Annotated in this window: 28 protein-coding genes and 1 pseudogene; 20 read left to right on the top strand and 9 right to left on the bottom strand. The window is 71.0% G+C overall.

Going from position 1 to position 25,774, the window contains the following annotated elements; genetic code table 11:
• Nucleotide 1 precedes the first annotated feature (1 nt).
• From VH914_00360 to VH914_00350, 3 genes are all read right to left on the bottom strand, one after another.
• Nucleotides 2-769, bottom strand: a complete 768-nt coding sequence (locus tag VH914_00360) for an SDR family oxidoreductase (GenBank protein ID HEX4489634.1) — start codon at nucleotides 767-769, stop codon at nucleotides 2-4.
• 10 nt (nucleotides 770-779) lie between these two features.
• Nucleotides 780-1,760 (bottom strand): type I methionyl aminopeptidase, encoded by a 981-nt coding sequence (map, locus tag VH914_00355; protein HEX4489633.1) that lies wholly within the window; start codon nucleotides 1,758-1,760, stop codon nucleotides 780-782.
• A 121-nt stretch (nucleotides 1,761-1,881) separates the two neighbouring features.
• A complete protein-coding gene (locus VH914_00350; protein HEX4489632.1) occupies nucleotides 1,882-2,328 on the bottom strand; it encodes a transcriptional repressor in 447 nt (148 codons plus the stop codon).
• Nucleotides 2,329-2,493: 165 nt separating this feature from the next.
• Here VH914_00350 and VH914_00345 point away from each other — a divergent pair, with 165 nt between their 5' ends.
• The 13 genes from VH914_00345 to VH914_00285 all read left to right on the top strand — a co-directional run bounded on the left by VH914_00345 (nucleotide 2,494) and on the right by VH914_00285 (nucleotide 13,460).
• Nucleotides 2,494-4,200, top strand: coding sequence for an ABC transporter substrate-binding protein (locus tag VH914_00345; protein HEX4489631.1), 1,707 nt, complete (start codon nucleotides 2,494-2,496; stop codon nucleotides 4,198-4,200).
• Between the two features lie 99 nt (nucleotides 4,201-4,299).
• A complete protein-coding gene (locus VH914_00340) occupies nucleotides 4,300-5,082 on the top strand; it encodes a transglutaminase-like domain-containing protein (GenBank protein HEX4489630.1) in 783 nt (260 codons plus the stop codon).
• A gap of 7 nt (nucleotides 5,083-5,089) precedes the next feature.
• A complete protein-coding gene (locus VH914_00335; GenBank protein HEX4489629.1) occupies nucleotides 5,090-5,713 on the top strand; it encodes an LON peptidase substrate-binding domain-containing protein in 624 nt (207 codons plus the stop codon).
• 35 nt (nucleotides 5,714-5,748) lie between these two features.
• Nucleotides 5,749-6,105 carry a hypothetical protein gene (locus VH914_00330; GenBank protein ID HEX4489628.1) on the top strand — a complete coding sequence of 119 codons (357 nt, stop codon included), beginning with the start codon at nucleotides 5,749-5,751 and terminating at the stop codon, nucleotides 6,103-6,105.
• Nucleotides 6,106-6,109: 4 nt separating this feature from the next.
• Nucleotides 6,110-6,373 (top strand): MoaD family protein, encoded by a 264-nt coding sequence (locus tag VH914_00325; protein HEX4489627.1) that lies wholly within the window; start codon nucleotides 6,110-6,112, stop codon nucleotides 6,371-6,373.
• A 67-nt stretch (nucleotides 6,374-6,440) separates the two neighbouring features.
• A complete protein-coding gene (locus tag VH914_00320) occupies nucleotides 6,441-6,950 on the top strand; it encodes a hypothetical protein (GenBank protein ID HEX4489626.1) in 510 nt (169 codons plus the stop codon).
• A 1-nt stretch (nucleotide 6,951) separates the two neighbouring features.
• On the top strand, nucleotides 6,952-7,347 hold the full coding sequence (locus VH914_00315; protein ID HEX4489625.1) for a helix-turn-helix transcriptional regulator: 396 nt from the start codon (nucleotides 6,952-6,954) through the stop codon (nucleotides 7,345-7,347).
• A 26-nt stretch (nucleotides 7,348-7,373) separates the two neighbouring features.
• Nucleotides 7,374-8,606, top strand: coding sequence for a glycosyltransferase (locus VH914_00310; GenBank protein ID HEX4489624.1), 1,233 nt, complete (start codon nucleotides 7,374-7,376; stop codon nucleotides 8,604-8,606).
• 82 nt (nucleotides 8,607-8,688) lie between these two features.
• On the top strand, nucleotides 8,689-9,150 hold the full coding sequence (locus tag VH914_00305) for a YbjN domain-containing protein (protein HEX4489623.1): 462 nt from the start codon (nucleotides 8,689-8,691) through the stop codon (nucleotides 9,148-9,150).
• 250 nt (nucleotides 9,151-9,400) lie between these two features.
• Complete coding sequence (gene proC, locus VH914_00300; protein ID HEX4489622.1) at nucleotides 9,401-10,210, top strand: pyrroline-5-carboxylate reductase; 810 nt, start codon at nucleotides 9,401-9,403, stop codon at nucleotides 10,208-10,210.
• 103 nt (nucleotides 10,211-10,313) lie between these two features.
• The gene (locus VH914_00295) at nucleotides 10,314-10,508 is read left to right on the top strand and encodes a helix-turn-helix domain-containing protein (protein HEX4489621.1); all 195 of its coding nucleotides are present in this window, start codon (nucleotides 10,314-10,316) and stop codon (nucleotides 10,506-10,508) included.
• Nucleotides 10,509-10,594: 86 nt separating this feature from the next.
• The gene (locus VH914_00290) at nucleotides 10,595-11,458 is read left to right on the top strand and encodes an SAM-dependent chlorinase/fluorinase (protein HEX4489620.1); all 864 of its coding nucleotides are present in this window, start codon (nucleotides 10,595-10,597) and stop codon (nucleotides 11,456-11,458) included.
• A 472-nt stretch (nucleotides 11,459-11,930) separates the two neighbouring features.
• The gene (locus VH914_00285; protein HEX4489619.1) at nucleotides 11,931-13,460 is read left to right on the top strand and encodes an AMP-binding protein; all 1,530 of its coding nucleotides are present in this window, start codon (nucleotides 11,931-11,933) and stop codon (nucleotides 13,458-13,460) included.
• Here the strand turns inward: VH914_00285 and VH914_00280 are convergent.
• Nucleotides 13,373-14,098, bottom strand: coding sequence for a hypothetical protein (locus VH914_00280; GenBank protein ID HEX4489618.1), 726 nt, complete (start codon nucleotides 14,096-14,098; stop codon nucleotides 13,373-13,375). The genes VH914_00285 and VH914_00280 overlap by 88 nt on opposite strands.
• Before the next feature lie 91 nt (nucleotides 14,099-14,189).
• On the opposite strand from VH914_00280, the pseudogene VH914_00275 reads away from it, so the two are divergent.
• The 7 genes and pseudogenes from VH914_00275 to hemL all read left to right on the top strand — a co-directional run bounded on the left by VH914_00275 (nucleotide 14,190) and on the right by hemL (nucleotide 21,590).
• A pseudogene (locus VH914_00275) lies at nucleotides 14,190-14,901 on the top strand (redox-sensing transcriptional repressor Rex).
• A complete protein-coding gene (locus VH914_00270; protein ID HEX4489617.1) occupies nucleotides 14,882-15,526 on the top strand; it encodes a bifunctional precorrin-2 dehydrogenase/sirohydrochlorin ferrochelatase in 645 nt (214 codons plus the stop codon). Before VH914_00275 ends, VH914_00270 begins: the two are co-directional and overlap by 20 nt.
• A complete protein-coding gene (locus tag VH914_00265) occupies nucleotides 15,517-16,782 on the top strand; it encodes a glutamyl-tRNA reductase (GenBank protein HEX4489616.1) in 1,266 nt (421 codons plus the stop codon). The genes VH914_00270 and VH914_00265 overlap by 10 nt, the downstream gene beginning before the upstream one ends.
• 160 nt (nucleotides 16,783-16,942) lie before the next feature.
• Nucleotides 16,943-17,848, top strand: a complete 906-nt coding sequence (gene hemC, locus VH914_00260; protein ID HEX4489615.1) for a hydroxymethylbilane synthase — start codon at nucleotides 16,943-16,945, stop codon at nucleotides 17,846-17,848.
• Nucleotides 17,845-19,308: a uroporphyrinogen-III C-methyltransferase gene (gene cobA / locus VH914_00255; GenBank protein HEX4489614.1), complete on the top strand. Its 1,464-nt coding sequence runs from the start codon at nucleotides 17,845-17,847 to the stop codon at nucleotides 19,306-19,308. The genes hemC and cobA overlap by 4 nt, the downstream gene beginning before the upstream one ends.
• A gap of 9 nt (nucleotides 19,309-19,317) precedes the next feature.
• Complete coding sequence (hemB, locus tag VH914_00250; GenBank protein HEX4489613.1) at nucleotides 19,318-20,298, top strand: porphobilinogen synthase; 981 nt, start codon at nucleotides 19,318-19,320, stop codon at nucleotides 20,296-20,298.
• Nucleotides 20,299-20,312: 14 nt separating this feature from the next.
• Nucleotides 20,313-21,590, top strand: coding sequence for a glutamate-1-semialdehyde 2,1-aminomutase (hemL, locus tag VH914_00245; protein HEX4489612.1), 1,278 nt, complete (start codon nucleotides 20,313-20,315; stop codon nucleotides 21,588-21,590).
• 101 nt (nucleotides 21,591-21,691) lie between these two features.
• Here the strand turns inward: hemL and VH914_00240 are convergent, their stop codons facing one another.
• From VH914_00240 to VH914_00220, 5 genes are read right to left on the bottom strand one after another with little or no spacing between them, the layout of a single operon-like run.
• A complete protein-coding gene (locus VH914_00240) occupies nucleotides 21,692-21,931 on the bottom strand; it encodes a hypothetical protein (protein ID HEX4489611.1) in 240 nt (79 codons plus the stop codon).
• Between the two features lie 11 nt (nucleotides 21,932-21,942).
• Entirely contained in the window at nucleotides 21,943-22,752 is an 810-nt protein-coding gene (locus tag VH914_00235) for a hypothetical protein (protein ID HEX4489610.1), read from the bottom strand.
• Nucleotides 22,753-22,761: 9 nt separating this feature from the next.
• Nucleotides 22,762-24,015: a c-type cytochrome gene (locus VH914_00230; protein HEX4489609.1), complete on the bottom strand. Its 1,254-nt coding sequence runs from the start codon at nucleotides 24,013-24,015 to the stop codon at nucleotides 22,762-22,764.
• Nucleotides 24,016-24,055: 40 nt separating this feature from the next.
• Entirely contained in the window at nucleotides 24,056-24,898 is an 843-nt protein-coding gene (locus VH914_00225; GenBank protein HEX4489608.1) for a Rieske 2Fe-2S domain-containing protein, read from the bottom strand.
• 12 nt (nucleotides 24,899-24,910) lie between these two features.
• Nucleotides 24,911-25,762, bottom strand: coding sequence for a menaquinol-cytochrome c reductase cytochrome b subunit (locus tag VH914_00220; GenBank protein HEX4489607.1), 852 nt, complete (start codon nucleotides 25,760-25,762; stop codon nucleotides 24,911-24,913).
• Nucleotides 25,763-25,774 lie beyond the last annotated feature (12 nt).

Here is a 25,774-nt window from a genome sequence, read left to right as displayed (position 1 = left end):
GTCAGCCCAGCGTGAGGCCGCGGGCGATGCTGCTGCCCCCGTCGACCTGGAGGTTCAGGCCGGTGACGAAGTCCGACTCGCGCGATGCGAGGTACACCGCCGCGTACGCGATGTCGTCGGCGACGCCGAGGCGCGTGAGGTGCATGCCCTCGTACCGCGCGCGGCGGTCGTCGTCGATGTCGGCGTCGCGGCGGTCGTTCAACACGTAGCCGGGGCTGATCGTGTTGCAGCGGATGTTGCGATCGGCGTAGTCGACCGCGATCGACCGCGTGAGCGCGTTCAAGCCGCCCTTGCTCGCGATGTACGCGGCGAACCCGCGGCTGGCGCGCTCGGCCTGGCGGGTCGAGATGTTGACGATCGAGCCGTGGCCCGCGTCGAGCAAATGAGCGATCGCGGCGCGCGTCAGCCACATCGGCGCGGTCAGGTTGACCGTGAGGATCGCGTTCCACGCTTCGGTCGTGATGTCGCCGATCGGGCCGTCGCCGCCGTCGCCTCCCGCGGCGTTGTTGACGAGGATCGTGAGCCCACCGATGCGCTCGGCCGCGTGCTCGACGAGCGCGGTGCACGCGTCCTCGTCGCGCAGCTCCGCCGGCACGAAGTGCGCGACGCCACCCGCCGCGTCGATCTGCGCGACGACCGCGTCGCCGCGCACCCGGTCGCGTCCGGTGACGCACACGACCGCGCCCGCTTCCGCGAACCGCTGCGCGATCGCGCGACCGATGCCCGACGTCGACCCGGTGATGAGCGCTCGTTCCCCCGCCAGCCGCACGGGCGGGAGGCTATCGGCGCGCGACTTCGTCGTGGAGCGGCAGTTCGAGCGGCTCGTCCGGCAGCAGCGTGAGCACCTCGATGCCCGTCGGCGTGACGAGCAACGCGTGCTCGAACTGCGCGGTGAGCGAGCCGTCGGCGGTCACCGCGGTCCACCCGTCGGGCCAGATGCGATCGACCTCGTACGAACCCGCGGTGATCATCGGTTCGATCGTGAACGTGAGCCCGGGTTCGAGGATCTGGTTGGCGTGCGGGTCGAAGTAGTGCGGTACCGACGGCGCGGTGTGGAAGTCGCGACCGACGCCGTGCCCGACGAACATGCGCACGACGCCGAATCCTTCGCCCTCCGCGTGGGCCTGGATCGCGCGCCCGATCTCGTTGATGTGTCCACCCGGATGCGCGGCGGCGATGCCGTGCCAGAGCGATTCGCGCGTCACCCGCACGAGGCGCGCGGCTTCGGGATCGCACTCGCCGACGCAGAACGTCTCGCTGTGGTCGCCGTGCACGCCGTCGAGGTAGATCGTGACGTCGCAGTTGACGATGTCGCCCTCCACCAGCGCGCGGTCGTCGGGGATGCCGTGACAGATGACCTCGTTCACCGACGTGCAGAGCGACTTCGGGTAGCCCTTGTAGTGCAGCGGGCTCGGGTAGCCGCCGCGCGCGATGCACGCTTCGTGGCAGATGCGATCGAGCTCGTCGGTGGTGACGCCCGGTCGAACTGCGGGCGCGATCTCGAGCAGCACCTCGCGCGCGGCCTGACCCGCTCGCCGCATGCGGTCCGCGAGCTCGCTGGGCGGGAACGACGGCACGAGCGCGCCCGGGCCGCGCACATAAGGCGGACGCGGGATCTCGGCCGGAACCGCGCGCTCGGGCGAGAGCCGACCCGCGCGCACGCGCACCCGGCTCCGCACATCGGTGCGCAACTCGGTGCCCGGTCCCGTCGACGTCTCGCGGCGGCGGTCCAGGCGCCGCTTCTGCTGGCGCTTGCTCACGTTCCCAGGCTAGGTGTTCTCACGCGCGGCCGAAGGCGAGCGCGGAGCGGGCGTCGGGGCTCACCAGCGAGCGTTCGAGTGGGCGAGCCGGAGGGGAGCCGGCGAAGGAGCGAGCGAATGATCAGGCGCAGCGGCGGCAGAGCCCGATCAGGTCCAGCCGATGGTGGTCGATGCGGAAGCCGGTCGCTTCGGCGGCACCCGCAACCGCGGCGGCGACCGACCGCTCCAGGCCCGGCGATGCCGGCACGTCCTCGACGACGCCACAGCTCGAGCACACGAGATGGTGATGGTGTCCCGACAGCGACTCACCGAGCTCGTAGCGGGCGAACTCGTCGTGTGTGACGACCCGCCGGACGACCCCGGCCTGCTCGAGCTCGACGAGGTTCCGGTACAGCGAGCTCTGCGCGAGATCGGGTCGCAGGTCGCGGATCTCGGGCATCGTGAGCGGCCGCTCGCTGGTCGCGAGCACCTCGACGATCGACGCGCGCTTCGCCGTCAATCGCTGTCCCGCTCGCGCGAGGTGCGCCGTCGCGGCCGCGTGCCAGTCCTGCGTCGGTGGCGCCACCATGCCCGGATTGTACCGGTGCGGCGGTCACGGAGCGCCGGCGTCGCACCGCATTTGGAACGAAGGCGTCAAGTTCTCACGGGTTGATCCGAAGGAGTTCTGGAGAGGGCTACCGTCTCTCCGGGGCGGAGCTGCGTCGTCCGAAAGGCCCCCATGCGCTCCCGCCATGTGCAATCCGTCCGCCTCCTCGCGGTGCTCACCGCAGTGGGCCTGCTCGGCGCGTGCGGCAGCACCGCGAGCACCGCCGGCAAGAACGGCGCGTCTTCGAGCGCGCCCCCGACGACGACCGCGGTCACGAGCAACGGTGGCACCCTGACCGTCGGCGCGGAGCAGGAACCCGACTGCTTCGACTGGCTCGGGAACTGCGCGGCGTCGAGCTGGGGCAGCTGGATGGCGCAGTACCAGACGATCCCGCGCGTCTTCGACGTCGACCCGCGCGCCGACGGCTCGCTGCGCAACGTGCCGAGCAACCTCGTGACGAGCGCGCCCGTGTTCGCGGCGAAGCCCGTCGAGACGATCACGTATCACCTCAACCCGAAGGCACAGTGGTCCGACGGCGTGCCGATCACGTGCTCCGACTTCGCGTACACGGTCGATCAGGAAAAGAGCTCGGACGACATCCTCGACCGCACCGGTTACAGCGACATCGCGCGCGTCGACTGCTCGCAGCCGCTGCGTCCGGTCGTCACGTACAAGGCCGGTGCGGTGTACGCCGGTTGGCAGAACCTCTTCTCCGGCAACACCGGCGTCTACCCGTCGCACCTTCTCGAAGGGCGTGACCGCGACTCGCTGATGAAGAACGGCTACCACTGGTCCGGCGGTCCGTGGTTCGCGGACTGGACCAAGGGCGACAACATCACGCTGACGCCGAACACGAAGTACTGGGGCGACAAGCCGCACCTCGACAAGGTCGTGTTCAAGTTCGAGTCCGACACTGCGGCCGAATTCCAGGCGTTCCGCTCGAAGCAGGTGCAGGCGATCTACCCGAACCCGCAGATCGACGTCGTCGACGCGATCGCGCAGGGTCTTCCCAGCGCGCACGTCGTGACGAACTCGCACACCGCGTACGTCGAGGCGCTCTGGATCGACAACGCGAGGTACCCGTTCACCGACGTCGCGGTGCGCCGCGCGTTCGCGTACGCGGTCGATCGTGACGCGGTGGTGAAGCAGCTCTTCGGCCGCCTCGGTGTCGACGAGCCGTCGAACTCGATCAACGCGTACGCGTTGAAGGACTACTCCGACCAGAGCGCATGGTCGAAGTACCACCTCGACCTGTCGATGGTGACCAAGCTCATGACCAACGCGGGATGGAAGAAGAACGCGCTCGGCGTCTGGGCGAAGGACGGAAAGACCGCGTCGTTCACGATCACGACGACCGCGGGCGACAAGCGCCGCCAGCTCACGACGCAGGTCGTGCAGCAGGAGCTGAAGGACGCGGGCTTCGCCGTGAAGGTCGACTTCCGCTCCCTCGCGCAGATCGGCGGCACCGACCTGCCCGCGGGCAACCTCGACGTCCTCGTGATCGCGAGCGGCCTCGCCGGCCTCACGCCGGGCCAGTGCAGCCAGTTCTGCTCGCAGAACGTCCCCGGACCCGCGAACCAGAACTCGGGCCAGAACTACTTCCGCATCCGCAACCCGAAGCTCGACACGCTGCTCGAGGGCGTCGACAACAGCCTCGACGACGCGACGCGACGTGCCGACGCCGCGAAGGCCGACGACCTCATGGCCGCCGACGTGAACGTGCTGCCGCTCGACCCGCTCCCCGACATCTTGATCTGGAGCTCGCACGTCGTCGGTCCGATCACCGACAACTCGATCGAGGGCATGTTCTGGAACATCAACGAGTGGGGATGCACGAACGGGGTGTGCGCCTAGCTTCTGGTCGGGCTTGCACGCTCGCCCTTGCGGCGGGGTGGGAGCGAGCGAGTTCGCTTGCTCGCTCCGCTCGTCGCTTGCGGGCCTAGCCTGGGCCGGGTGGACGTGACGGGTCGCTTCGCGTCGCTGGTGGGCGACGCGAAGCAGGAGCCGCCGCTCGATCGCGCGGCGTTGCTCATCGCTGCGCACGTGCACGCGAACCTCGATCTCGACCAGTGGCTCGGTCGGCTCGACACGCTCGCGGCCGCGTGCGATGCCGCCGACTTCGACAGTGTCCGCCGGCTCCTGTTCGCAGTCGAAGGGTTCCGCGGCAACGTCGAGCGCTACGACGATCCTGCGAACTCGTTCCTCGACGACGTGCTCGAACGCCGGCTCGGCATTCCCATCTCGCTCGCGGTGGTGATGCTCGAAGTCGCACGTCGGCTCGACGTTCCCGCCGTCGGGGTCGGCATGCCCGGCCACTTCCTCGTCGGCGATCCCGAGAGCCCGGGCCGGTTCTGCGACGTCTTCGCCGGCGGTGCGATCCTCGACGATGACGAGTGCGCGGCGATCTTCCGGCGCGCGGTCGGCGCGAATCACGCGTTCGAGCCGTCGATGCTCGCACCCGTTCGACCGCGCCAGATCCTCGCCCGCATGCTTGCCAACCTCGAACGCTCGCCGCTCGCGGCCGATCCCGTGCACGCGACGTGGATGGCGACGCTGCACCTGTCGATCGCGGGACTCCCGGCTCCCGAACGGGTCGTCGTCGCGCGCCGCCTCGGACAGCTCGGCAACATCACCAATGCCGCGGACGCGCTCGATCAGCTCGCGGACGAGATTCCCGGCGATGTCGCACCGCGCCTACGCGGTGAGGCGCGCTCGTTGCGCGCCCGCCTGAACTGAGCGCGACGTGACGCGAACGCTGCCCATGTTCCCGCTCGGCACCGTGCTCATGCCGTACGCCGTGTTGCCGCTGCACGTGTTCGAACCGCGGTATCGCGCGCTCGTGCGCGACGTGCTCGACGGCGACCAGGAGTTCGGCATCGTCCTCATCGAGCGGGGGAGCGAGGTCGGCGGTGGCGACGTCCGCTTCGAAGTGGGCACGCTCGCGCACGTCGTGCAGTTCGCCCCGCTCGCCGACGGTCGCTTCGCGCTGGCGGTCGTCGGTGCGGCCCGGTTGAAGATCGAGCGCTGGCTGCCGGAAGACCCGTACCCGCGCGCCGAGGTCGTGGAGCTGCCCGAAGTCGACGACCGCGCCGGCGATTCGACAGCACTGCGCGCCGCCGCGCTCGACGGGTTGCGCGAAGTGCTCGCGCTCGCGGCGCAGCTTCCCGGCTCGACCGAGGTCGCGATGCCCGACGTCGCGACCGACCCCGCGCAGGCCGCGTACGAGATCGCCGCGTTCGCCGCCCTCGGTCCCCTCGACGCGCAACGCGTGCTCGAGCTGCCCGACCCCTCGTCGCGATTGTCGACCCTGCGCGCGCACCTCGATGAGACCGCGATGGTGCTGCGCGCCCGGCTCGCGGGGGCATGAGTGTGTGTTCACCGTGGATGGGTAGCCTCGGCGCCATGGACGACACCCCGATCGACGAAGGTGCCGCGCGGGAGCGACTCGACGCCGAGCGCGAGCGCTTGCAGGGTCTCGTGTCCGAGTTGCGCGACGAGACCGCGCGCGACGACGACAGCGGCGAGAAGATCGACGTCGCAGGCCCGCCGGGCGCCGTCACCGGCGAGACCTTCGAGCGCGAGAAGGACCTGTCGATCCTCGAAGGTCTCGAGTTCGAGCTCGCGGAGATCGAGGCCGCGCTCCAGCGCCTCGACGACGGCACGTACGGCGTCGACGAGGTCACCGGCGAGCGCATCGATCCCGAGCGACTCGACGCGATCCCCGCGGCGCGCACGAACGTCGATACCACGCGCGACTGACGGCGTGCCGGTCGTTCGTGTCCTGTTCTTCGCGCGCGCGCGTGAGGTCGCGGCCCGGCGCGACGACACGATCGACGCGGCGACGCTCGCGGAGCTCCTGGCCATCGCGCGGGATCGCTACGGAGCCGACTTCGGCGCGGTGCTGGACGCGTCGCGCGTCTGGGTCAACGGCGACGAGCCGGAGCGCGGCCTCGCGACCACGTTGGCCGCCGGTGACGAGGTCGCCGTGCTGCCGCCCGTGAGTGGCGGGGCCGTCGCGACCTGCTGAGATAGCCTGAACGCCTGCATTCCCGCCCGCCCCGTGCGCGCGCGGCAGCGCTCGCGGGCCGATCGAGGTGAGAACGACGCAACGGATCCAACGCATCATCGCTCCCGAGTTCTCGGCCGATCTCGGCGGGCGCGATCTCGAGTCGCTGCGTGCGATGCGCGCCGAGTGCAGCTCGATCGAGCATGCGGTCTCGTACACGCGCCGGCTCGCGCAGGGCCGGTTCGAGATCCTCACCGCAGAGCAGGAGCGGCGCGCGTCGGGCGCGTCCGTCGGCGATCTCGTTGCCGACCTGCCTCGCATCCTCGGCGACGATCGCGGACGCGCGTCGGTCGCGGACGCGCGACACACCGTCGCCGACGAACCGCTCGTCGACATCGAGTGGGGTCCGCGGGGTCGGCTCGTCGCCGACGACTCGTTGGTCACGCTCGACGGGCTCTCCGACACGGAGCTCAGTGAGATGCGCGACGCGCTCGGTGAGTTCGAGCGCGACCTGTCCGAGTACCGCCGCGAGCTGCATCGCGTGCTCGACATGATCGAGCGCGAGATCGCGACGCGCGCGGCCGCCGACGTCGGCTGAGATGAGCGCACCCGCGCACGCGACCTCGGCGAGCCGGCGTCACGACCTCGGGGAGTTCATCCGTGATCAACGCCGCACGGCGCGGCTCTCGCTGCGCAAGCTGAGCGAGCTCGCGGGCATCTCGAACCCGTACCTCAGCCAGATCGAGCGCGGGGTGCGCAAGCCGTCGGCCGAGATCCTGCAGGCGATCGCGAAGGGTCTGCGCATCTCCGCGGAGACGCTCTACGTGCGCGCCGGCATCCTCGACGAACGCGGCGACGGCACCGATTTCGAGGCCGAGATCCTCCGAGACCACAGCGTCACGGAGCGGCAGAAACAAGCGTTGATCGAGATCTACCGCTCGTTCCAGGCCGAGACGGCCGCCGAACGCGCGCGCGAGGTCGCCGCGTTCGAGTGAGGAGGGCCCGGGTAGCATCCGGGTTCATGCCGGTACGCCGGGTCGCCATTCTCAGCGTTCACACGTCGCCGCTCGCGCAGCCAGGTTCCGGCGACGGCGGCGGGATGAACGTGTACGTGCGCGCGCTCGCGGGCGCGCTCACGCGCGCCGGCGTCGAGTGCGACGTGTTCACGCGCCGCGAAGATCCACACGTTCCCGCCGTGACGCGCGTCGAAGAGGGCTTCCGCGTCGTGCACATCGACGTCGGTCCGCCGCGTCCGATCCCTCTGCACGATCTCACCACGCTCGTCGATCCGTTCGTCGACGCGGTGCTGGATCGCATGCACGCGACCGGTGACGACTACGACGTGCTGCACGCGAACTACTGGGTGTCCGGGGCCGTCGGTCATCGCTTGAAGCACGCGCTCGACCGTCCGCTCGTCGCGACGTTCCACACGCTCGCGCGCGTGAAAGCCGAAGCCGGCTTCGACGACGAGCCCGAGCAGCGCGCGCGGCTCGAGCACGAAGTCGTCGACTGCGCGGACCTGATGCTCGCGTCGACCGCCGAGGAACGCGACCAGCTCGCAGAGCTCTACGGCGCCGAGCCCTCCCGCGTCGAGATCGTGCCGCCCGGCGTCGACCACTCCGTCTTCCGTCCGGACCCGCGCGCCGGCGCCGCGCTGCGCGGGCGCCTCGGACTCGACGGCCGCCCGCTCGCCCTGTTCGTCGGCCGGATCCAGCCGCTGAAGGGCGCCGACGTGGCGCTGCGGGCGCTCGCGGGTCTCCCCGACGACCGCACGACCCTGCTCGTCGTCGGTGGACCGAGCGGCCCGTCGGGCGCAGCCGAATCGGCCCGCCTCGAGCGTCTCGTCGCCGAGCTCGGGCTCGACGAACGGGTGCGCTTCGTACCGCCGCAGCCTCACGACGGGCTCGCCGACTTCTACCGCGCGGCCGACGTCTGCGTCGTGCCGTCGCGCAGCGAGTCGTTCGGCCTCGTCGCGCTCGAGGCCGCCGCGTGCGGCACACCGGTCGTCGCCGCGGCCGTCGGAGGCTTGCGCTCACTCGTCGACGACGGTGTCACCGGCTTCCTCGTCGACGGTCACGATCCCGCCGCGTTCGCGGCGCGGGTCGAAGAGGTGCTCGCGAACCCGTTGCTCGCCGCGGAGATGGGCGAGGCCGCGGTCGCGCGCTCGGGTCGCTACTCGTGGAGCATCACCGCCGCGCGTCTGCGCCGCTCCTACGGCGACCTCGTCGCGCGCAGCCTCGTGCAGTGTCGCTGAGCAGCCAGGCGCAGATCGCCGCCGCGGTCAGCCGTGCGCTCGACTCCACTCGTCCGGATCGAGCGGCGGAGGTCGCAGCCCCATGAGCGCCGCGAGCTCGGGTACGCCCGATCCCGAGCATTACGCGGCCGCGCACGCGTTGATCGCGTCGCACCTCGAAGGCGACGTCGCGCACGAGCCGTGGGTGCAGACCGTCGAGTACGACGCGTCGATCCCGCGGTGGTACGTGCGCTTCGGCTGCGACGGTCGCGACGCGTCGACGATCTACTTCGACCTACACCAGCGCACGTTGCGCTGGGAGCTGTACTTCCTGCCCGACCCGCCGCAGAACCACGAAGAGCTCTATCGGTTCCTGCTCCAGCGCAACCACGCGCTGTACGGCGCACGCTTCTCGATCGGTCCCGACGGCGACCTGTACCTCACCGGTCGCACGCTGCTCGAGCACCTCGACGTGCCCGAGCTCGATCGCATCATCGGCGTGCTCTACGAGCTCGTCGAACAGTGGTTCCAGCCGGTGCTGCGGATCGCTTTCGGTCGACGCTGAAGTCATCTCTCACCGTCGAGAAGTGTGACTGACAGGCTTGCATCGTCCGCGACCGTTCGCTACGGTGCAGCGCGGGCCCGAGGTGCTGAAGCCGCCGTCGTTCGGGGAAGTACGACGGTGCGTCCGAAGTTCCTCGGGCCTGTGTTTTTTGGTCGCACTCGCTTCGCTTGCCGCTCCTCGACGCCTCAGGGCCCGGTTCGGCCGGGCCGCGAAGCGACGAATCGCGACACCGCAGCGTTAGCCTTCGGCGGTGACACGCGTGGCGCTGCTCGGCGGCGGGAAGATGGGGGCCGCGTTCGTGCAGGGCCTGCTCGAGGCCGACACCGAGGCCTCGGATCTCGCGGTCGCGGAGGTCGACGCCGAGCGACGGCGCGAGCTCGAGAGCCGCTTCAAGGGCGTGCGCGTCGTGCCGAGCGCGTCGTGGGCGGTCGCGGACGCGGAGGTCGTCGTCGTCTGCCTGAAGCCGGGTGACGTCGCGGAAGCGCTCGAGACCGCGGGCGCGGCGCTCGCGGCCGACGCGCTGGTGCTGTCGATCGCGGCGGGGGTGACGATCGCCGCGCTCGAGGCCGCGGCGCCGGGTCGACCCGTCGTGCGCGCGATGCCGAACACGCCCGCGACGATCGGGCTCGGTGCCGCCGCGATCGCGGGCGGCACGCACGCACAAGACCGTCATCTGGACCTCGCCGAGCAGCTGCTCGGCGCGCTCGGGCTCGTCGTGCGCCTGCCCGAGACGATGCTCGACGCGGTCACCGGCCTGTCGGGCTCGGGACCTGCGTACGTGTTCCTCGTCGCCGAGGCGCTGGTCGAGGCGGGCGTCCTCGTCGGGCTCCCGCGGCCGACCGCGACGGCCCTCGTGAACCAGACCCTGCTCGGCGCCGCGACCCTCTTGTCGACGAGCGGCGAAGGGCCCGAAGCGTTGCGCGCGGCCGTCACGTCTCCCGGCGGTACGACCGCGGCCGGGCTCCGGAGCCTCGAGGCCGCGGGCGTGCGCAGCGCGTTCATCGACGCGGTCGTCGCCGCCACGCGCCGCTCCGAGGAGCTCGGTGGACCCCCCGGCTGACGGGCGCGCGAAACCGCCCAAAGCTGGATGACCCTGGCCACACTCGACAACATGTGCCACCCGGCGTAAGGTCTCCCGAGCGGTCGGAGTAGGGAGATTCCGCGTGGCGCAGGGGCTGAGCAAGGCGCGCTTCTTGACGGTGCAAGAAGTGGCAGATCTGATGCGGGTCTCGTCGATGACGGTGTACCGGCTCATCAAGGCGGGCGATCTGCCGGCCGTTCGCGTGGGGCGCTCGTTCCGGGTGTCCGAGCTCGACGTCGACGCCTATCTCGCGTCGCGCTACACGCAAGCCGGCTGACCCGCTTCCTCGACGCCTGATCTTCGGGGCGCGCGCGATACCTTCGCCGCGGCGCGGGTGATCCGAGCGCGCGTCGAAGGAACGCCGTGTCCGATCCATCGCCATCCGAACCGCTGCGGTTCGTCTCGTTCCTGTCCGACTACGGGCAGCGCGACGAGTTCGTGGGCGTGTGCAAGGGCGTGATGCTCGGCGTCGCCCCGCACCTCTCGATCGTCGACATCACGCACGACGTTCCCCCGTTCGACATCCGCGCCGGCGCGCTCACGCTGTCGCGTGCGGTGCAGTACCTGCCCGCAGGGGTCGTGCTCGCGATCGTCGATCCGGGCGTCGGCACCGCGCGGCGCTGCATCGCGATCGAGGTCGAGAACGGCTATCTCGTCGGCCCCGACAACGGCTTGCTCGCGCCGGCGGTCGCGATGCTGGGCGGTCCCCGCCGCGTCGTCGCGCTCACGAGCGAGGAGCATCGGCTCGACGCGCCGAGCGAGACGTTCGCGGGTCGCGACGTGATGGCGCCCGCGGCCGCGTATCTCGCCGACGGCCTGCCGATCACCGACCTCGGCGACGTCATCGACGCCGCCTCCCTCGTGCCCGGCATGCTGCCCCTGCCGAGCGAAGCCGACGACGGCGCGCTCGTCGGCGAGGTCCTCTGGGTCGACCGGTTCGGCAACTGCCAGCTGAACCTCGACGCCGATCTGCTCCGCGCACACGATCTCGGTCCCGGTGACGGGTTCGAGGTCCGGGTCGGCGACACCGCCGGACGCGTCCGGTGGGTCAGCACGTTCGCCGACGCCAAGCCGTCGGAGCTCGTCGTGCTCGTCGACTCGTACGGGCTGCTCGCCCTCGCGCTCGACCGCCAGAGCGCGGCCGAGCGGCACCACATGGGCGTCGGCACCGCGGTGACGCTCCTGCCCGAGGGCGCCGGCGCGCCGGACGCGGGGGTGATCTCGTGAGGCGGGGCACGGCGTTCGTGCTGGCGGGGCTCCTGGTCTTGATCCTGCTGGCGTCGCTGATCCAATTCTTCGTCCAGGGCCATTGACCCTTCTCCCCTGAAGCCCGGCATTTCGGACAGGGGAAAGATCGCGGAGAGTGGTGAAGATCGCTCAAGTCGCGCGGTCCGTGCGCCGACATCTGGGTTACACCCCTGAGAGGGGGACTCAGATCCGGGGTTCCGGTTCGTGGGCGTGGGCGGCACGGCAGATCGGTACTGCGCTAGCAGAGGCCGATGTTCGTGCAATGCCTCCCAGCCCGCCCCAGAAACGTCCGCACCCGCGGCCGGGACCCTGGTTACTGAGCCGCTTCGCTCACTTCTTCGGTCGCACGGGAGCGAACTGCCCGGGGGCTTCGCGGACCTGATCGAGTGAGATGACGCGAGGGCGTCACTTTTCTCGATCAGATCGAAGGCGCCCCCGTACGATTCGGGGGATGAACCTGGCGGCGGTGCTGCTGGCGCGTGCGGGCGCCGAGCCGAAGGCGCCGGCGCTGCGCACGGATGACGGCCGGCAGGGCATCGTCACCTACGGCGACCTCGACGGCCGCTCCGCCCGCCTCGCGACGCTGGCCCTCGGCGGCCTCGAGCCCGGCACCCGCGTCGCGCTGGTCGCGGGCAACAGCGTCGCCTTCGTCGTCGCGTACCTCGCGGTGCTGCGCGCCGGGCTCATCGCAGTCCCGCTCGATCCGAGCGCGCCCGCCGGTGAGCTCGGTCGCGCGCTCGCGACCGTCGGCGCGGGCCTCGTGCTCGCGTCCGAGCCGCATCGCGCGCATCCCGGTCTCGCCGACCGCGACGTCGTCGCGCTCGACGCGCAGGGCATCGTCGCGACCGCGAACCTCGAGCTGCCGCCCGCCGCGATCGCGACAGTGCAACCTAGCGATCCCGCGGTGCTGCTGTTCACGTCCGGCACCGCGGGCGCGCCGAAGCCCGCGATCCTCACGCACGGATCGCTCGGCGCGAACCTCGAGCAGGTGCAGCACCACCCCGGGCTCGCGTTGCGCGCCGACGACATCGGCCTCGGTCTGCTGCCTTTCTTCCACGTCTTCGGTCTGAACGTCGTGCTCGGGCTCACGCTCGCGGCGGGCGCGTCGCTCGTTCTGATCGAGCGCTTCGATCCCGCGGGCTCACTCGCGCGCGTACGCGACGGACGGGTCACCGTCGTCGCGGGCGTACCCGCGGTGTTCGGCGCGTGGCTGGATCTCTCCGACGATCGAGCACCGCGCGATTCGTTTGCGAGCGTGCGACTCGCGGTCTCGGGCGCGGCCGCGCTCGCCGTCGACACCGCCGACGCGATGCGCGTGCGTTTCGGCGTCGACGTGCACGAGGGCTACGGCCTCACCGAAGCGTCGCCGATCGTCACGACGTCGGCGATCGGAACGACCGCGCGCGCGGGTTCGATCGGACCGCCGCTGCCGGGCGTCGAGGTCGCGCTGAAGGATGTCGACGGATCCGACGTGCTCGCCGGTGATCCCGGCGAGATCTGGGTGCGCGGACCCAATGTGTTCGCGGGGTACTGGAACGATCCCGACGCGAGCGCGCGCGTCGTCGACGAACAGGGCTGGCTGCACACCGGCGATCTCGCGGTGACCGACGACGACGGTTGGTTACGGCTCGTCGATCGCGCCAAGGACCTGATCATCGTCTCGGGATTCAACGTGTACCCGGCCGAGGTCGAGGAGGCGCTCGTCGAGCATCCCGACGTTGCCGAGGCCGCCGTCGTCGGCGTGCCCGACGCGCGCTCGGGCGAGGCCGTCGTCGCGTTCGTCGTGCCGTGCGCGGGCGCGCGTCCGACCGCGACGCAACTCACCGCGCACCTGCGCAAGCGACTCGCGCGCTACAAGCTGCCGACGCGCATCGACTTCGTCGACGCGCTCCCTCACAGCTTCGCGGGCAAGGTGCCGCGGCGCGCGCTGCGCGAGCTCGCGGGACGCGCGACCGACGACGCGACCGCGAACCCCGCGTAGATCACCGCGATCCCGGTCGCGAGCGTGAGCGCGAACGCCTCGTCCTTGCCGACCGCGCCCTGCACGAGCCCACCACTCGAGAGCACGAGGGTGCCGAGCGCGATGAGCCCGTTGCCGGCTGCGAGTCGCGACGACCCTTCCGCGTGCGAGCGCGCGAATCGGATCGCCGACCACACCGCGCCGACGAGGATCACCGTCGCGCCCACGCCGCTCGACACTCCTGCGAGCACGCGCGGCAGCACGCCGAAGTGGTCCTTCCCGACGGGGATGCCGCCGTCGGGCGCGATCGGGCCGTGGATCGGCGCGCTCAGCATCACGCCGATCGCGAACCCGGTGAACAGGATGAGCGCGGTCTCGGTGCGCCGGGCGACCGTCAGGCCGGCGAGCAGGTAGATCGTGCCGAGCGCGAGCCAGGGCACGCAGAGCACCGCGCCGAGGAGATAGAAGACCCGGAACGTCCCCTTGTCCCAGCCCGTCGAGGCGCCCGTCGCGAGCGCGGCGGAGGCGAGCGCGAACAGCGCGAGGGCGATCGTCCAGGCCCGCTCGTGGGGCTTGCGCTTGCGCGTGAAGCGCACCCCGGTGGCCTGCGCGAACACCGTGGCGATCGCGGTTGCGAGGAAGGCGAGGCCGGCCACCATTTCGTCCGCAACGCTACCGCTCCGACTTTGAGAATCCGGTCACAAGGTCGTACGCTTGCGGGGTACCGCCCAACGGACCTCGACCACCTCGATCAGGGAGCAACTCGTGGCCGTTCCCTCCCGGCGGCGTATCCCCGAGGCGACGGTCGCCCGTCTGCCGCTCTACTACCGGGCACTCCTCGAGGTCGCCGACAAGGATGTCGGAACCGTCTCCTCGGAGCGGCTCGCGGAGCTCGCCGGCGTGAACGCGGCCAAGGTGCGCAAGGACCTCAGCTATCTCGGCTCCTACGGCACCCGGGGCGTCGGCTACGAGGTGCAGTACCTGCTCCACGAGATCTCCCGCGAGCTCGGGCTCACCGAGGACTGGCCCGTCGTCATCGTCGGCGTCGGCAACCTCGGCGCCGCGCTCGCGAACTATCGGGGCTTCGGCGCCCGGGGCTTCCGCGTCACCGCACTCGTCGACTCCGACCCCGACAAGATCGGGCGCCACATCGGCGGCATGGTGGTCGACGACCTCGACGAGCTCGTCCGCGTCGTCGACGAAAGCGCCATCGCGATCGGCATCGTCGCCACGCCCGCGGCCGCCGCGCAGGAGGTCGCCGACCGGCTCGTGGATGCGGGCGTCCGGTCGATCCTGAACTTCGCGCCCGCGGTCATCACGGTTCCGGCGCACGTGTCGCTCCGCAAGGTCGACCTCGCGACCGAGCTGCAGATCCTCTCGTTCTACCAACGTCGCCTCACCGCAGCCACGCCCGCCGCGGCCGCGCCGCGCGAGGTCGCGCGGTGAGCGAGACCCCGGGCCGTCCGGGGCTCGCCGGCTGGCCGGTGAACCTGCTCGTACGCGACCGGCCGGTGGTCGTCGTCGGCGCGGGGCGTATCGCGGCCCGCAAGATCGAGCCGCTCCTCGAGCTGGGCGCGGTCGTGATCGTGGTGGCGCCCGCTGTGGGCGACGAGATCCGGGCCTGGCACGAGGAGGGCCGGCTCACGTTGCACGAGCGTCGCTTCGACGATGCCGACCTCGACGGTGTGTGGCTCGCGGTCACCGCGACCCCCGACGCCGCCGTGAACGCCGCGGTGAAGGCCGCGGGGGACGCGCGTCGGGTGTTCGTGAACTCCGCGGACGATCCCGCGCACTGCTCCTTTACGCTGTTGTCAGTGGTTCGCCAGGCCGACGTCGTCGTCGCGATCGGGACGGGGGGTCGCAGTCCCGCGCTCGCGACCTGGCTGAAGCGGCGGGCCCGGACCGAGCTCGGGCCCGAGTACGCGACCCTGCTCGACCTCCTCTCCGAGCACCGGGAGGCGCTGCGCGCGACCGGCGCGAGCTCGGAGGACGCCGATTGGCAACGCGCCTTCGAGTCCGGCATCCTCGACCTCGTCAGGTCGGGACGAATCGACGAGGCGAAGGAGTTGCTCCGCACGTGTCTCTGATCGTCGTCGGTCTCAACCACCGGACGGTCCCGGTCGGGGTGCTCGAACGGGTCAGCGTCCCGGCGTCGCGACTCTCCAAATCCCTTCACGACATCGCCGCTCGCGAGCATCTCGCGGAGGCGGTCGTGCTCTCGACGTGCAACCGCACCGAGGTCTACGCGCGCTGCACCCGCTTCCACCCCGCGGTGGGCGACGTGCGCGACTTCCTCGCCGAGGTCTCGGGCGCGGATCCCGACGAGCTCTCCGATCACCTCTACACCTACGTCGACGACGCCGCGACCGCGCACCTCTTCTCCGTCGCGGCGGGCCTCGATTCGATGATCGTCGGCGAGAGCGAGATCCTCGGGCAGGTCCGCAGCGCGTGGCTCGCGGCCCAGCAGGAAGAGACCGCGGGCCACCTGCTCGCGGGCGTGTTCCGGCACGCGGTCGAATCGGGCAAGCGCGTGCGCACCGAGACCCAGATCGGCCGGCATCCGGTGTCGATCTCGTCGGCCGCGGTCGCGGTCGCGGCCGAGCACCTCGGCGGGCTCGAGGGCTGCCGCGTGCTCGTGATCGGCGCGGGCGAGATGGCCGACGGCATGGCCGTCGCGCTGGCGAACCGCGGCGTTGCCGGCATCTGCGTCGCGAACCGCACACTCGATCACGGTGAAGACCTCGCGGCGCGGGTCGGCGGCCGCGCGGTCGAGCTCGACGCGCTGCCCGCGGAGCTCGCGCAGGCCGACCTCGTGCTCGCGTCGACGGGGTCGAGCGACGTGCTCGTCGAGCGCGGCGCGGTCGAGGCCGCCGTCGTTGGTCGCACCGATCGCCCGTTGTTGATCGTCGACGTCGCCATGCCGCGCGACATCGATCCGGGCGTCGGCCTCATCGACGGCGTCCGGCTGCTCGACATCGACGACCTGAAGGACTTCGCGCGCCGCTCCACCGAGCGCCGGCGCGCCGAGATCGGCAAGGCGCGCGAGATCCTCAACGAAGAGCTCGAGCGCTACCGCGCCGCGCGCGACGCACGGCAGGCCGTGCCGCTCGTGGTCGCGCTGCGCGAGATGGGCGATGAAGTCCGCGAGCACGAGCTCGCGCGCTTCGCGGCGCGCTTCGCGAAGCTCGACGACGCGACGCGTGCCGACGTCGAAGCGCTCGCGCAGGGCATCGTGAACAAGCTGTTGCACGAGCCGACGGTGCGGCTCAAGGCGACCGCGGGCACCGACCAGGGCGCCGCCTACGCCGACGCGCTGGCCGCACTCTTCGACCTCCCGAGCTGATGGTCGCGCTCGCTCGGCGGCGGGTTTCCCGCCGCCGCCCTGGCGGGGCCGCTCGCCGCTCCGTGCCGCGGGACGGGACTGGGCGGGGTCGCTCGCTCGCTTCGCTCGCCGCTCGTGCCGGTCACGGTTCTCGTGGTCGCCTCCGCCTCGTGCGCGGCTGATGGTGGCACCGCTGCGGATTGCAACCAGGGGCAGCGTGCTGGCGAGATGGCAGGCGGAGCGGGTGGCGGCGCTGCTCGGCGTGGACGCCGAGCTCGTCATCGTGTCGACGAAGGGTGACGAGCGCCGCGACGTCGAGATCCACCGGCTCGGCGGTCAAGGCGTGTTCGTGAAGGAGGTCGAGCAGGCGGTGCTCGACGGGCGCGCGGATCTCGCGGTGCACTCGGCGAAGGACCTGCCGTCGACGACCGAGGCCGGCCTCGTGCTCGCGGCCGTGCCCGAGCGGGCCGACCCGCGCGACGCGCTCGTCGGTTGCAGCCTCGACGGACTCCCGACCGGCGGTCGCGTCGCGACCGGTTCGGTGCGACGGCGCGCGCAGCTCGCGTCGCTGCGTCCCGACCTCCAGTTCACCGGGCTGCGCGGCAACCTCGACACCCGGCTCGCGCGCGTGCACGACCGCGACGATCCGGTCGACGCCGTCGTGGTCGCGGCGGCCGCGCTCGACCGGCTCGGGCGCGCCGACGAGGCGGCCGAGGTGCTCGAACCCGAGGTCTTGCTGCCGCAGGTCGCGCAGGGCGCGCTCGCGGTCGAGTGCCGCGCCGACGACGAGACGACGCACAAGATCCTGGCCGCGATCGACGACGCCACCGTGCACCGCTGCGTGCGGGCCGAGCGCGCGTTCCTCGCCGAGCTCGGAGGTGGGTGTGACCTGCCGGTCGGCGCGCTCGCGCACATCGACGACGGCGAGCTCGCACTGCGCGTGCTGCTCGCGTCGCTCGACGGTGTGCGGGTCGTGCGCGCGCACGCGCGCGGCACCGAGCCCGAGGCGACCGGTCGCGCCGCCGCGGTCGCGCTGCTCGACGGCGCCGGCGGACGCGCGCTGCTCGACGAGGAAGCGATCGCGTGACCGTGTACCTGGTCGGCGCGGGGCCCGGCGATCCCGGTCTGCTGACCGTGCGGGGTGCCGAGCTGCTCGCGCGCGCCGACATCGTCGTGCACGACCGGCTCGCCAACGCGGGCCTGCTCGATCTCGCGCCGGCGACGGCCGAGCGCATCGACGTGGGCAAGGCGCCCGGTCGCGTCGCGATGACGCAGCCCGAGATCGACGCGCTGCTCGTCGAGCGCGGCCGCACCGGCGCGACGGTCGTGCGGCTCAAGGGCGGCGATCCGTTCGTGTTCGGGCGCGGGGGCGAAGAGGCCGAAGCGTTGCGCGCCGCCGGCGTGCCGTTCGAGGTCGTGCCCGGCGTGACCAGTGCGATCGCGGCGCCCGCCTACGCCGGGATCCCGGTCACGCATCGGGGCCTGTCGACGCACGTCACGATCGTCACCGGTCACGAGGACCCCGCGAAGGGCACGACCGACACCGACTGGGACGCGCTCGCACGCGCGGGCGGCACGCTCGTCGTGCTCATGGGCGCGGGTCGTGTCGAGGAGATCGCGCGGCGACTGATCGATGGTGGGCGCGCGCCGGAAACGCCGGTCGCCGCGGTCCGGTGGGGCACACACCCGACTCAGCACACGATCCGCAGCACGCTCGCGCGCATCGGCAGCGAAGTGGTCGAGGCGCCGTCGGCGATCGTGGTCGGGCCGGTCGCCGCGCTCGAGCTCGCGTGGTTCGAGAACCGGCCGTTGTTCGGTCGGCGCGTCGTCGTCACCCGCGCGCGGGAGCAGGCGAGCGGCCTGCGGGCGCGTCTCGCCGAGCTCGGCGCGGACGTCGTCGAGCTCCCGTCGATCGCGATCGAGCCGATCGAGTTCGACCTACCCGAGCTCGCGAAGTACGGGTGGCTCGTCGTCACCTCCCCGAACGGCGTCGACGCGCTGTTCACGCGCGGTCTCCGCGCGCGCGGCCTCGATGCACGCGCGCTCGCGGGCGTGATGGTCGCGGCGATCGGTCCCGGCACCGCGGCCGCGCTCGAACGGTCCGGTGTACGCGCCGACCTCGTGCCCGAGCGCTTCGTCGCGGAGTCACTCGTCGCCGCGTTCCCACCGCCGCGCGACGCGGGCGAGCGCGTCCTGATCGCGCGCGCCGAGCAGGCGCGCGACGCGCTGCCCGACGGGCTCACGGAGCTCGGCTACGCCGTCGACGTGCTGCCCGTCTACCGCACGGTGACGGCCGAACCCGATGCCGTCGACCTGGCGCGCGTTCGCGCCGGCGAGGTCGACGCGATCACGTTCACGTCGTCGTCGACGGTCACGAACTTCTGCCGCCTCGTCGGCCCGCTCGCGACGCAACCGGTCACGATCTCGATCGGGCCGATCACCTCCGACACCGCGCGCGCCGCGAATCTGCGCGTCGACGCGGAAGCCGATCCGCACGACATCGACGGGCTCGTCGCCGCCGTCCTCGGCGCGCTGGGCCGCCGGTAGCCTGATCGCATGCCGTTCCCCGAGCGCCGCCTCCGTCGCCTGCGCCGCACCCCGGCGTTGCGCAGGCTCGTCGCGGAGACCCGCCTCTCGGTCGACGGGCTCGTCGCGCCGCTGTTCGTGAAGGAAGGGCTCGACGGACCGGAACCGATCGTGTCGATGCCCGGGGTCGTGCAGCACAGCCAGGAGAGCCTGCGCAAAGAGGTGCGCGAGCTCGCCGGGCTCGGCATCCCGGCCGTCATGTTGTTCGGCATCCCGGCGGTCAAGGACGCGCGCGGCTCGGGCGCCGACGCGCGCGACGGCGTCATTCAGATCGCGCTGCGCAATCTGCGCGACGAGGTCGGCGACTCGCTCGTGTTGATGACCGACGATTGCCTCGACGAGTTCACCGACCACGGGCACTGCGGCGTGCTCACCGACGCCGGTGAAGTCGACAACGACGCGACGATCGTGCGCTACGCCTCGATCGCAACGAGCCAGGCCGGCGCGGGGGCCGATGTGATCGCGCCGTCGGGGATGATGGACGGGCAGGTCGGCGCGATCCGTGCCGCGCTCGACGGCACCGGTCACGAGAACGTGGCGATCCTCGCCTACGCGGCGAAGTACGCGTCGGCGCTGTACGGCCCGTTCCGCGACGCCGCCGAGTGCGCACCGCAGTTCGGCGACCGACGCGGCTACCAGATGGATCCTGCGAACGCGCGCGAGGCGATCGACGAGGTCGCGCTCGACGTCGCCGAGGGCGCCGACATGGTGATGGTGAAGCCTGCGCTCGCGTACCTCGACGTCATCGCCGCGATTCGCGCGCGGCACTCGCTGCCCGTCGCGGCGTATCACGTGAGCGGTGAGTACGCGATGGTGAAGGCCGCCGCGCAGCTCGGCTGGCTCGACGGCGACGCGGTCGCGCTCGAACATCTCGTCGCGATCAAGCGTGCGGGGGCCGACATCATCCTCACCTACTGCGCGCGCGACGTCGCCGAACTCCTGAGCTCCTGAGGGGAGCGACCGTCGTGTCCGATCTGTTCGCCCGCGCGCTCGAGCGCATCCCCGGCGGTGTGAACTCGCCGGTCCGTTCGTTCGCCTCGGTGCGGGGCACGCCGTTCTTCACCGCGCGCGGTGAGGGCGCGTACCTCGTCGACACCGACGGCAACCGGTACGTCGACTACGTGCAGTCGTGGGGCGCGTCGATCCTCGGGCACGCGCACCCGGCGATCGTCGAAGCCGTGCAGCGCGCGGCCGCGGCGGGCACGTCGTACGGCACGCCGACCGCGGCCGAGGTCGAGCTCGCGGAGCTCGTGTGCGAGCGCATGCCGAACGTCGAGAAGCTGCGGCTCGTGTCGTCGGGCACCGAAGCCGCGATGACCGCAGTGCGCGTCGCACGCGGCGCGACCACGCGCACGAAGATCGTGAAGTTCGCGGGCTGCTACCACGGCCACCTCGACGCGCTGCTCGTCGCCGCGGGCAGCGGAGTCGCGACGCTCGGGCTTCCCGGATCCGCGGGAGTGACGCCCGGCGCGGTCGCCGACACGATCGTCGTTCCGTACAACGATCTCGACGCGCTCGACGCGGTGCTCGCCGAGCGCGGCGCCGAGATCGCGGCGGTGCTCGTCGAGCCGATCGCCGCGAACATGGGCCTCGTCCCACCCGCGCCCGGCTATCTCGAGGGCCTGCGCGAACGCTGCACGCGCGTCGGCGCGCTGTTGATCCTCGACGAGGTGATCACCGGCTTTCGCGTCGGTCCCTCCGGCGCGCAGGGCCGCTTCGCGATCCGCCCCGACCTCACGATCCTCGGCAAGGTCGTCGGCGGCGGGCTGCCGCTCGCCGCGGTCGGCGGAGCGGCGGCACTCATGGACGAGCTCGCGCCGGTCGGTCCCGTGTACCAAGCGGGCACGTTGTCGGGGAACCCGCTCGCGACGGCGGCCGGGCTCGCCGCGCTCGCGCATCTCGACGAAGCCGCGTACGCCGAGCTCGAGCACAAGGCCGCGCGTCTCGAATCGTTGCTGCGCGACGCGTGTTCAGCCGTCGGTGTGCCCGCGCAGGTCACGCGCGTCCACACGCTCGTCGGCCTGTTCTTCGCGACGGCGCCGGTCGTCGACTACGCGGGCGCGCAGGCTGCGAATCACGAGCGGTACGCGCAGTGCTTCCACGGTCTGCTCGATCGCGGCGTGTTCTTCGCTCCGAGCGGCTACGAGACGCTGTTCGTGTCCCTCGCACACGACGACGCCGCGCTGGAGCACACGGCCGCATCGTTCAGCGCCGCGATCGCCACCGTCGCGGCAATCGAATAGCGACGCACTTCGCTCCTACAGGAACGGGCGGGTCGGGCGGCCCGCCCGACTTGTCGCCGGAGGCGTCAGGAACGGCGAGCGAAGCGAGTGCGACCAGAAACTCAGTCGTCGGGGAAGCGGCGGCGGCGCACGCGGTCCATGTAGAACAGCGACGCCGCGATCAGGCCACACATGATCGCGAAGCAGACGAAGGCGAGCGCACCCTGATCGGACGCGTCGACCGGTTGGGGCACGAGCGCTCCCGCCGGCGCCGCGGTCGCGAGCACGGCCAAGAGCGCGGCGAAGAGCGCAAAGAACCGCGCGCCGGCGCTGCGGATCGAGTGACGGGAACGGTCGAACACGGTGCGGCTCCTCACGACGTCGAGGTCGAGGTCGACTCGAGCGTGGCCGCGTGCTTGGCGCGCTCGCGCTCGTCCATCTCGAACCAGTGCAAACCGAGCAGGCTCAGGAGGAACAGGATGATCGAACCGAAGAGGTAACAGACGGGTGGCAGCCGGATCGATCCGAAGTCGTATTGGAGGATCGCGACCTGCTTGGCCTGCGCGGGATCGCACACGGGGGTCGGCGGCTTGGCGCCGAACGGAACCGTCTGCACCTTCGCGACGCAGAAGTTCACGGCCGCGTACTCCGGTGTGTGCAACACGTACCAGCTGTCGCGACCACCGGTGATGTACGTGTTCAGCTGCTGGCTCGGGTTGTCGGTCAGGTACTGCGCCGCCTGTGCGAAGCGTGCGAAGGGTTGGTTCGGCTTCGCCACACCGAACGCCGGCACGACGGTCACGAACGCGCTGTCGAGGAACGAGCGGACCGTCGTCGCGTCGGTCGTGTCGGCGGGTTTCGTCTCGGAGAGGGCGCGTATCGCGCCGATCTTCGAGTCGCTCGTCGACTTCACGACCTCCTTGACCTTCCACGCCGCGGTCCGCCCCTTCGGGCTCTCGAGCGGCGTGCTCGTGGTGAGCCACAGCGTGCTGAGGAGCACCATGAAGCCGGTGAGCGCGGTCGCGGCGATGAGGAACCCGAGGCGCGCGCCGAGGTTCGTCGCGAGCAGCAGGTAGCACGAGCCGCAGAACAGGAAGACACCCGACACCGGCGCGAGGATGCCGATGATCGTCGGGTCCCACAGCGTCTTCGTGGCCGCCAACATCAAGGCGAGCGAAGTCATCAACGGCTCCTAGAACGTCGTGTACTTCGCGCCGGGATACGAGACGGCAGCGAGCTGGTCGGTGGTCTTGTCGAGGCCTTCACGCTCGTACGTGACGATCGCAGCGATCTGGTCCTTCGTGAGCATCCCGCCGAAGCCCGGCATGCGTCCGGTACCGACGCCGTTGTTGCCGTACGGCGCGTTCGCGATGGAGCCCTGCGTGACGAAGTCGATCTGCGCCTGGACGCCGGTTCCCGTCGGACTGTCGGTGAACCGTTCCTTCTCTTGGCTGAGGTCGGGTCCGAACGCGCCGCCGCCGGGCTGCCCGATGACGTTCTCGGGCTTCTCCACCGTCGTGGGGAACGCGGGATCGAGGATCGACCAGTACAACGTGTGACAGCGCGCGCAGTTCACTTCGAACAGCAGCTGGCCCTCGGAGGCGTTCTGTCTTCGCGCCGACCAGCTCTGCGCCCACTTGAACGCCTTGTCGGCCGTGTCGACCGCGGCCTGCGCGGACTTGATGTCGGCGCTCGTCGACTTCGTGTCGGCCTGCGCCTTCGAGAGCGCCGACTGCGCATCGCTCAGTGCCTTCTGGGCCGTGGCGAGCTGCGTCGACGGCTCCTCGGCCCACGCCTTCAGGTTCGCGTTCGACTGCGCTTTCGCCTGCTTGGCCGTCAGCTGCTCCGACGTGATGAACGCGACGAGGTCGCTGATGCTCTGGTCGTTCTTCGGACCGCCACCCTCGACTCCCCACGCCTGCATCGGCGTGCCGGGTCGCCCGTAGGTGATGATCTGCGAGACCTCGTCGGGCGTGAAGCGCTGCAGCACCGTGTTGAGCGCGGGTGCCTTCCACTCGACGAACGCGCCGCTGTTGTCCTTGAACGTGTGCGCGACGCTCGTGCTGCCACCGCCGAGGTCGGCGCCGTGACAGTTCGCGCACTGCAGCGAGATCGCCTGGTTGTACGCGGGCATCGACGAGTTCGAGAACAGCGTCGCGCCCCGTGAGACGGCGCCGTCGTCGAAGTACTGCACCGACTCGTGCTGACGGTTCGGCTCCCGCAACCAGTAGACGGGCAGCGCGACCGCGATGATCGCCGCGAAGAACAGCGACCAGCCGAGCACGCGCTCGAGGTGCGGACCCTCGAGCGTCTCGTCGTTGTGGAAGACGGCGAGGTTCTGCGGCGTCTTCTTCTCACGGTTGCGTTGCACCGCGATGTACGCGAACACCGCCACCGCGACGAGCGCGAGGACGTTGACCACGACGAGTACATGACGAACGCTCACGAAAGGGGCACCTCGGTACCGGGAGTCAACGGTCGATCCATCACCCGACGCAGTGCGGGCCTTCGGCCACCTGGCCGGTTGTGTTCGTGCCGATCGGCGGACCGACCGAGAGCAGTCCCGTGTTCACCGTGACGTTGTCGCCGCTGATGATCGACTGGAAGCGGTCGAGGCCGCGCGGCGCGGGCCCGTCGCGCTTCTCGCCCACGCGGTTGTACTTCGAGCCGTGGCAGGGGCACTCGAACCACTGCGCCGACTGGCACCACGGCACGCGGCATCCGAGGTGCACGCACTTCTGGTAGAGGGCGACGATGCCCTTCTCCATGCTCGCGTAGATGTAGTCGTCGTAGACCTTCTTCGCCGCGGGCAGGTCGGCCTTCGGATACGGCTGGATGTAGGTGCGTGCCTCGGGCACGTAGAACGGCTGCGCGTTCGTCGCGATGTACGCGTTGATGTCGGAGAGCTTCCCGGCGTTGATCGTGCCACCGAACCCGCCGCTGCTCGAAGGCCAGAGGAACGCGAGCAGGCTCGCACCGAACGTGCCGAGCGCGCCGAGCATCGCCACGAGGATCCCTCGGTTGAGGAACTGCCGGCGGGTGACGCCGATCTCCTCTTCGTCGACGGGCTCCCATACGGTGATGTCGCCGCGGCGACGCACTGCGGGCGCGCCCGCCTGTGCGGCGGCTTCGTCGGCGCGCGCGCGGGCTTCCTCGCTCAGCTCGAGCTCGGTGCCCGCCGCGGTGGACTCGCCCGCGGTCGCGTCGTGGTCGCGCTTGCGCGTCTCGCGGCTCAGGTTGCCGGTCGCCGCGCGCTGCCGGTTCGCGAGCAGCAACACGCTCGCGGCGGCGATGACGACGATGACGATGACGATGATGGCTACGAACATGGCTGGCTTGCCTTAGAGCTCGAAGAACACGTGGTCGTTCCACGGGAAGGTGAAGTTGAAGCCCTGCCCACGGAAGAACGAACCGATGATGACCAGCACGGACCAGAACATCATGAAGATCGTGAAGACGCAGATCGCGAACTTGCGATCGTGGGGTTTCTGCGACGGGTTGTGGTCCATGTAGGGAGTGAGGATCAGCAGGAACAACGCGATGCCCGGGATGGTCACGCCCGCGACCATCGGCGTGAACATCGTCAACAGCTCCTGCAGACCGAGGAAGTACCACGGCGCCTTCGACGGGTTCGGCGTCTGGTTGACATCGGCGAGCCCGAGGAGCGGCGCCTTCACGAGCGCGGAGAAGATCGTGAGGAACGCGGTGACCGAGAGGATCGACGCGAACTCGATGACGAGCAGATGCGGCCAGACGTGCACCTTGTCCTGCGCCTCGGCGCGTGTCTGCTGGATCGATCCCGACTTGACGACGGTGAGCAGTCGCTGCGTGTGACCACCGGGGCCGGTGCCGCTCGGCGCGGGCGCGGCTGCGGTCTTCGCACGCGGCAGCGTCGCCGTCGCGGTCCCGCCGGCGGCGGCACCCGCTCCCGCGTCGCCACCGGCGAGCGCGGCCTTGCGCTTGCGCGACCGCTCGAGCAGGTGCGCGGGGATGCCGCCCTTGCTCTCGGTGATCGCCTCGCCGGCATCCGCGCTCGCGGCGACGGGCGCGGCCTCTTCCGCAGGCGCGACCGTTTCCGCCTCGGGCTCGGCTTCGGCCGCGCCGGCTTCGGCCTCCTCGCCCTCGACGGGGAGGCCCAACGCCTTGCGGCGCTCCCGGCTGCGGCGCAGCAGATGTTCGGGTACTTCGGCCATGGTGCTCCTTGC

This window comes from Acidimicrobiia bacterium (genome assembly GCA_036271555.1).
In the GTDB taxonomy this organism is placed as follows: domain Bacteria; phylum Actinomycetota; class Acidimicrobiia; order IMCC26256; family PALSA-610; genus DATBAK01.
Note: the sequence above shows the minus strand (reverse complement) of the source record. Positions and strands in the feature narration are given on the sequence as shown.

What these genes read in the sequence shown, in the direction of transcription:
- VH914_00350 (HEX4489632.1), bottom strand. Translation starts at nt 2,328, where the DNA reads ATGGTGGCGCCACCGACGCAGGACTGGCACGCGGCCGCGACGGCGCAC.
- VH914_00330 (HEX4489628.1), top strand. Translation starts at nt 5,749, where the DNA reads ATGGACGACACCCCGATCGACGAAGGTGCCGCGCGGGAGCGACTCGAC.
- VH914_00315 (HEX4489625.1), top strand. Translation starts at nt 6,952, where the DNA reads ATGAGCGCACCCGCGCACGCGACCTCGGCGAGCCGGCGTCACGACCTC.
- VH914_00310 (HEX4489624.1), top strand. Translation starts at nt 7,374, where the DNA reads ATGCCGGTACGCCGGGTCGCCATTCTCAGCGTTCACACGTCGCCGCTC.
- VH914_00305 (HEX4489623.1), top strand. Translation starts at nt 8,689, where the DNA reads ATGAGCGCCGCGAGCTCGGGTACGCCCGATCCCGAGCATTACGCGGCC.
- VH914_00285 (HEX4489619.1), top strand. Translation starts at nt 11,931, where the DNA reads ATGAACCTGGCGGCGGTGCTGCTGGCGCGTGCGGGCGCCGAGCCGAAG.
- VH914_00280 (HEX4489618.1), bottom strand. Translation starts at nt 14,098, where the DNA reads ATGGTGGCCGGCCTCGCCTTCCTCGCAACCGCGATCGCCACGGTGTTC.
- hemC (HEX4489615.1), top strand. Translation starts at nt 16,943, where the DNA reads ATGGTGGCACCGCTGCGGATTGCAACCAGGGGCAGCGTGCTGGCGAGA.
- hemB (HEX4489613.1), top strand. Translation starts at nt 19,318, where the DNA reads ATGCCGTTCCCCGAGCGCCGCCTCCGTCGCCTGCGCCGCACCCCGGCG.
- VH914_00235 (HEX4489610.1), bottom strand. Translation starts at nt 22,752, where the DNA reads ATGACTTCGCTCGCCTTGATGTTGGCGGCCACGAAGACGCTGTGGGAC.
- VH914_00225 (HEX4489608.1), bottom strand. Translation starts at nt 24,898, where the DNA reads ATGTTCGTAGCCATCATCGTCATCGTCATCGTCGTCATCGCCGCCGCG.
- VH914_00220 (HEX4489607.1), bottom strand. Translation starts at nt 25,762, where the DNA reads ATGGCCGAAGTACCCGAACATCTGCTGCGCCGCAGCCGGGAGCGCCGC.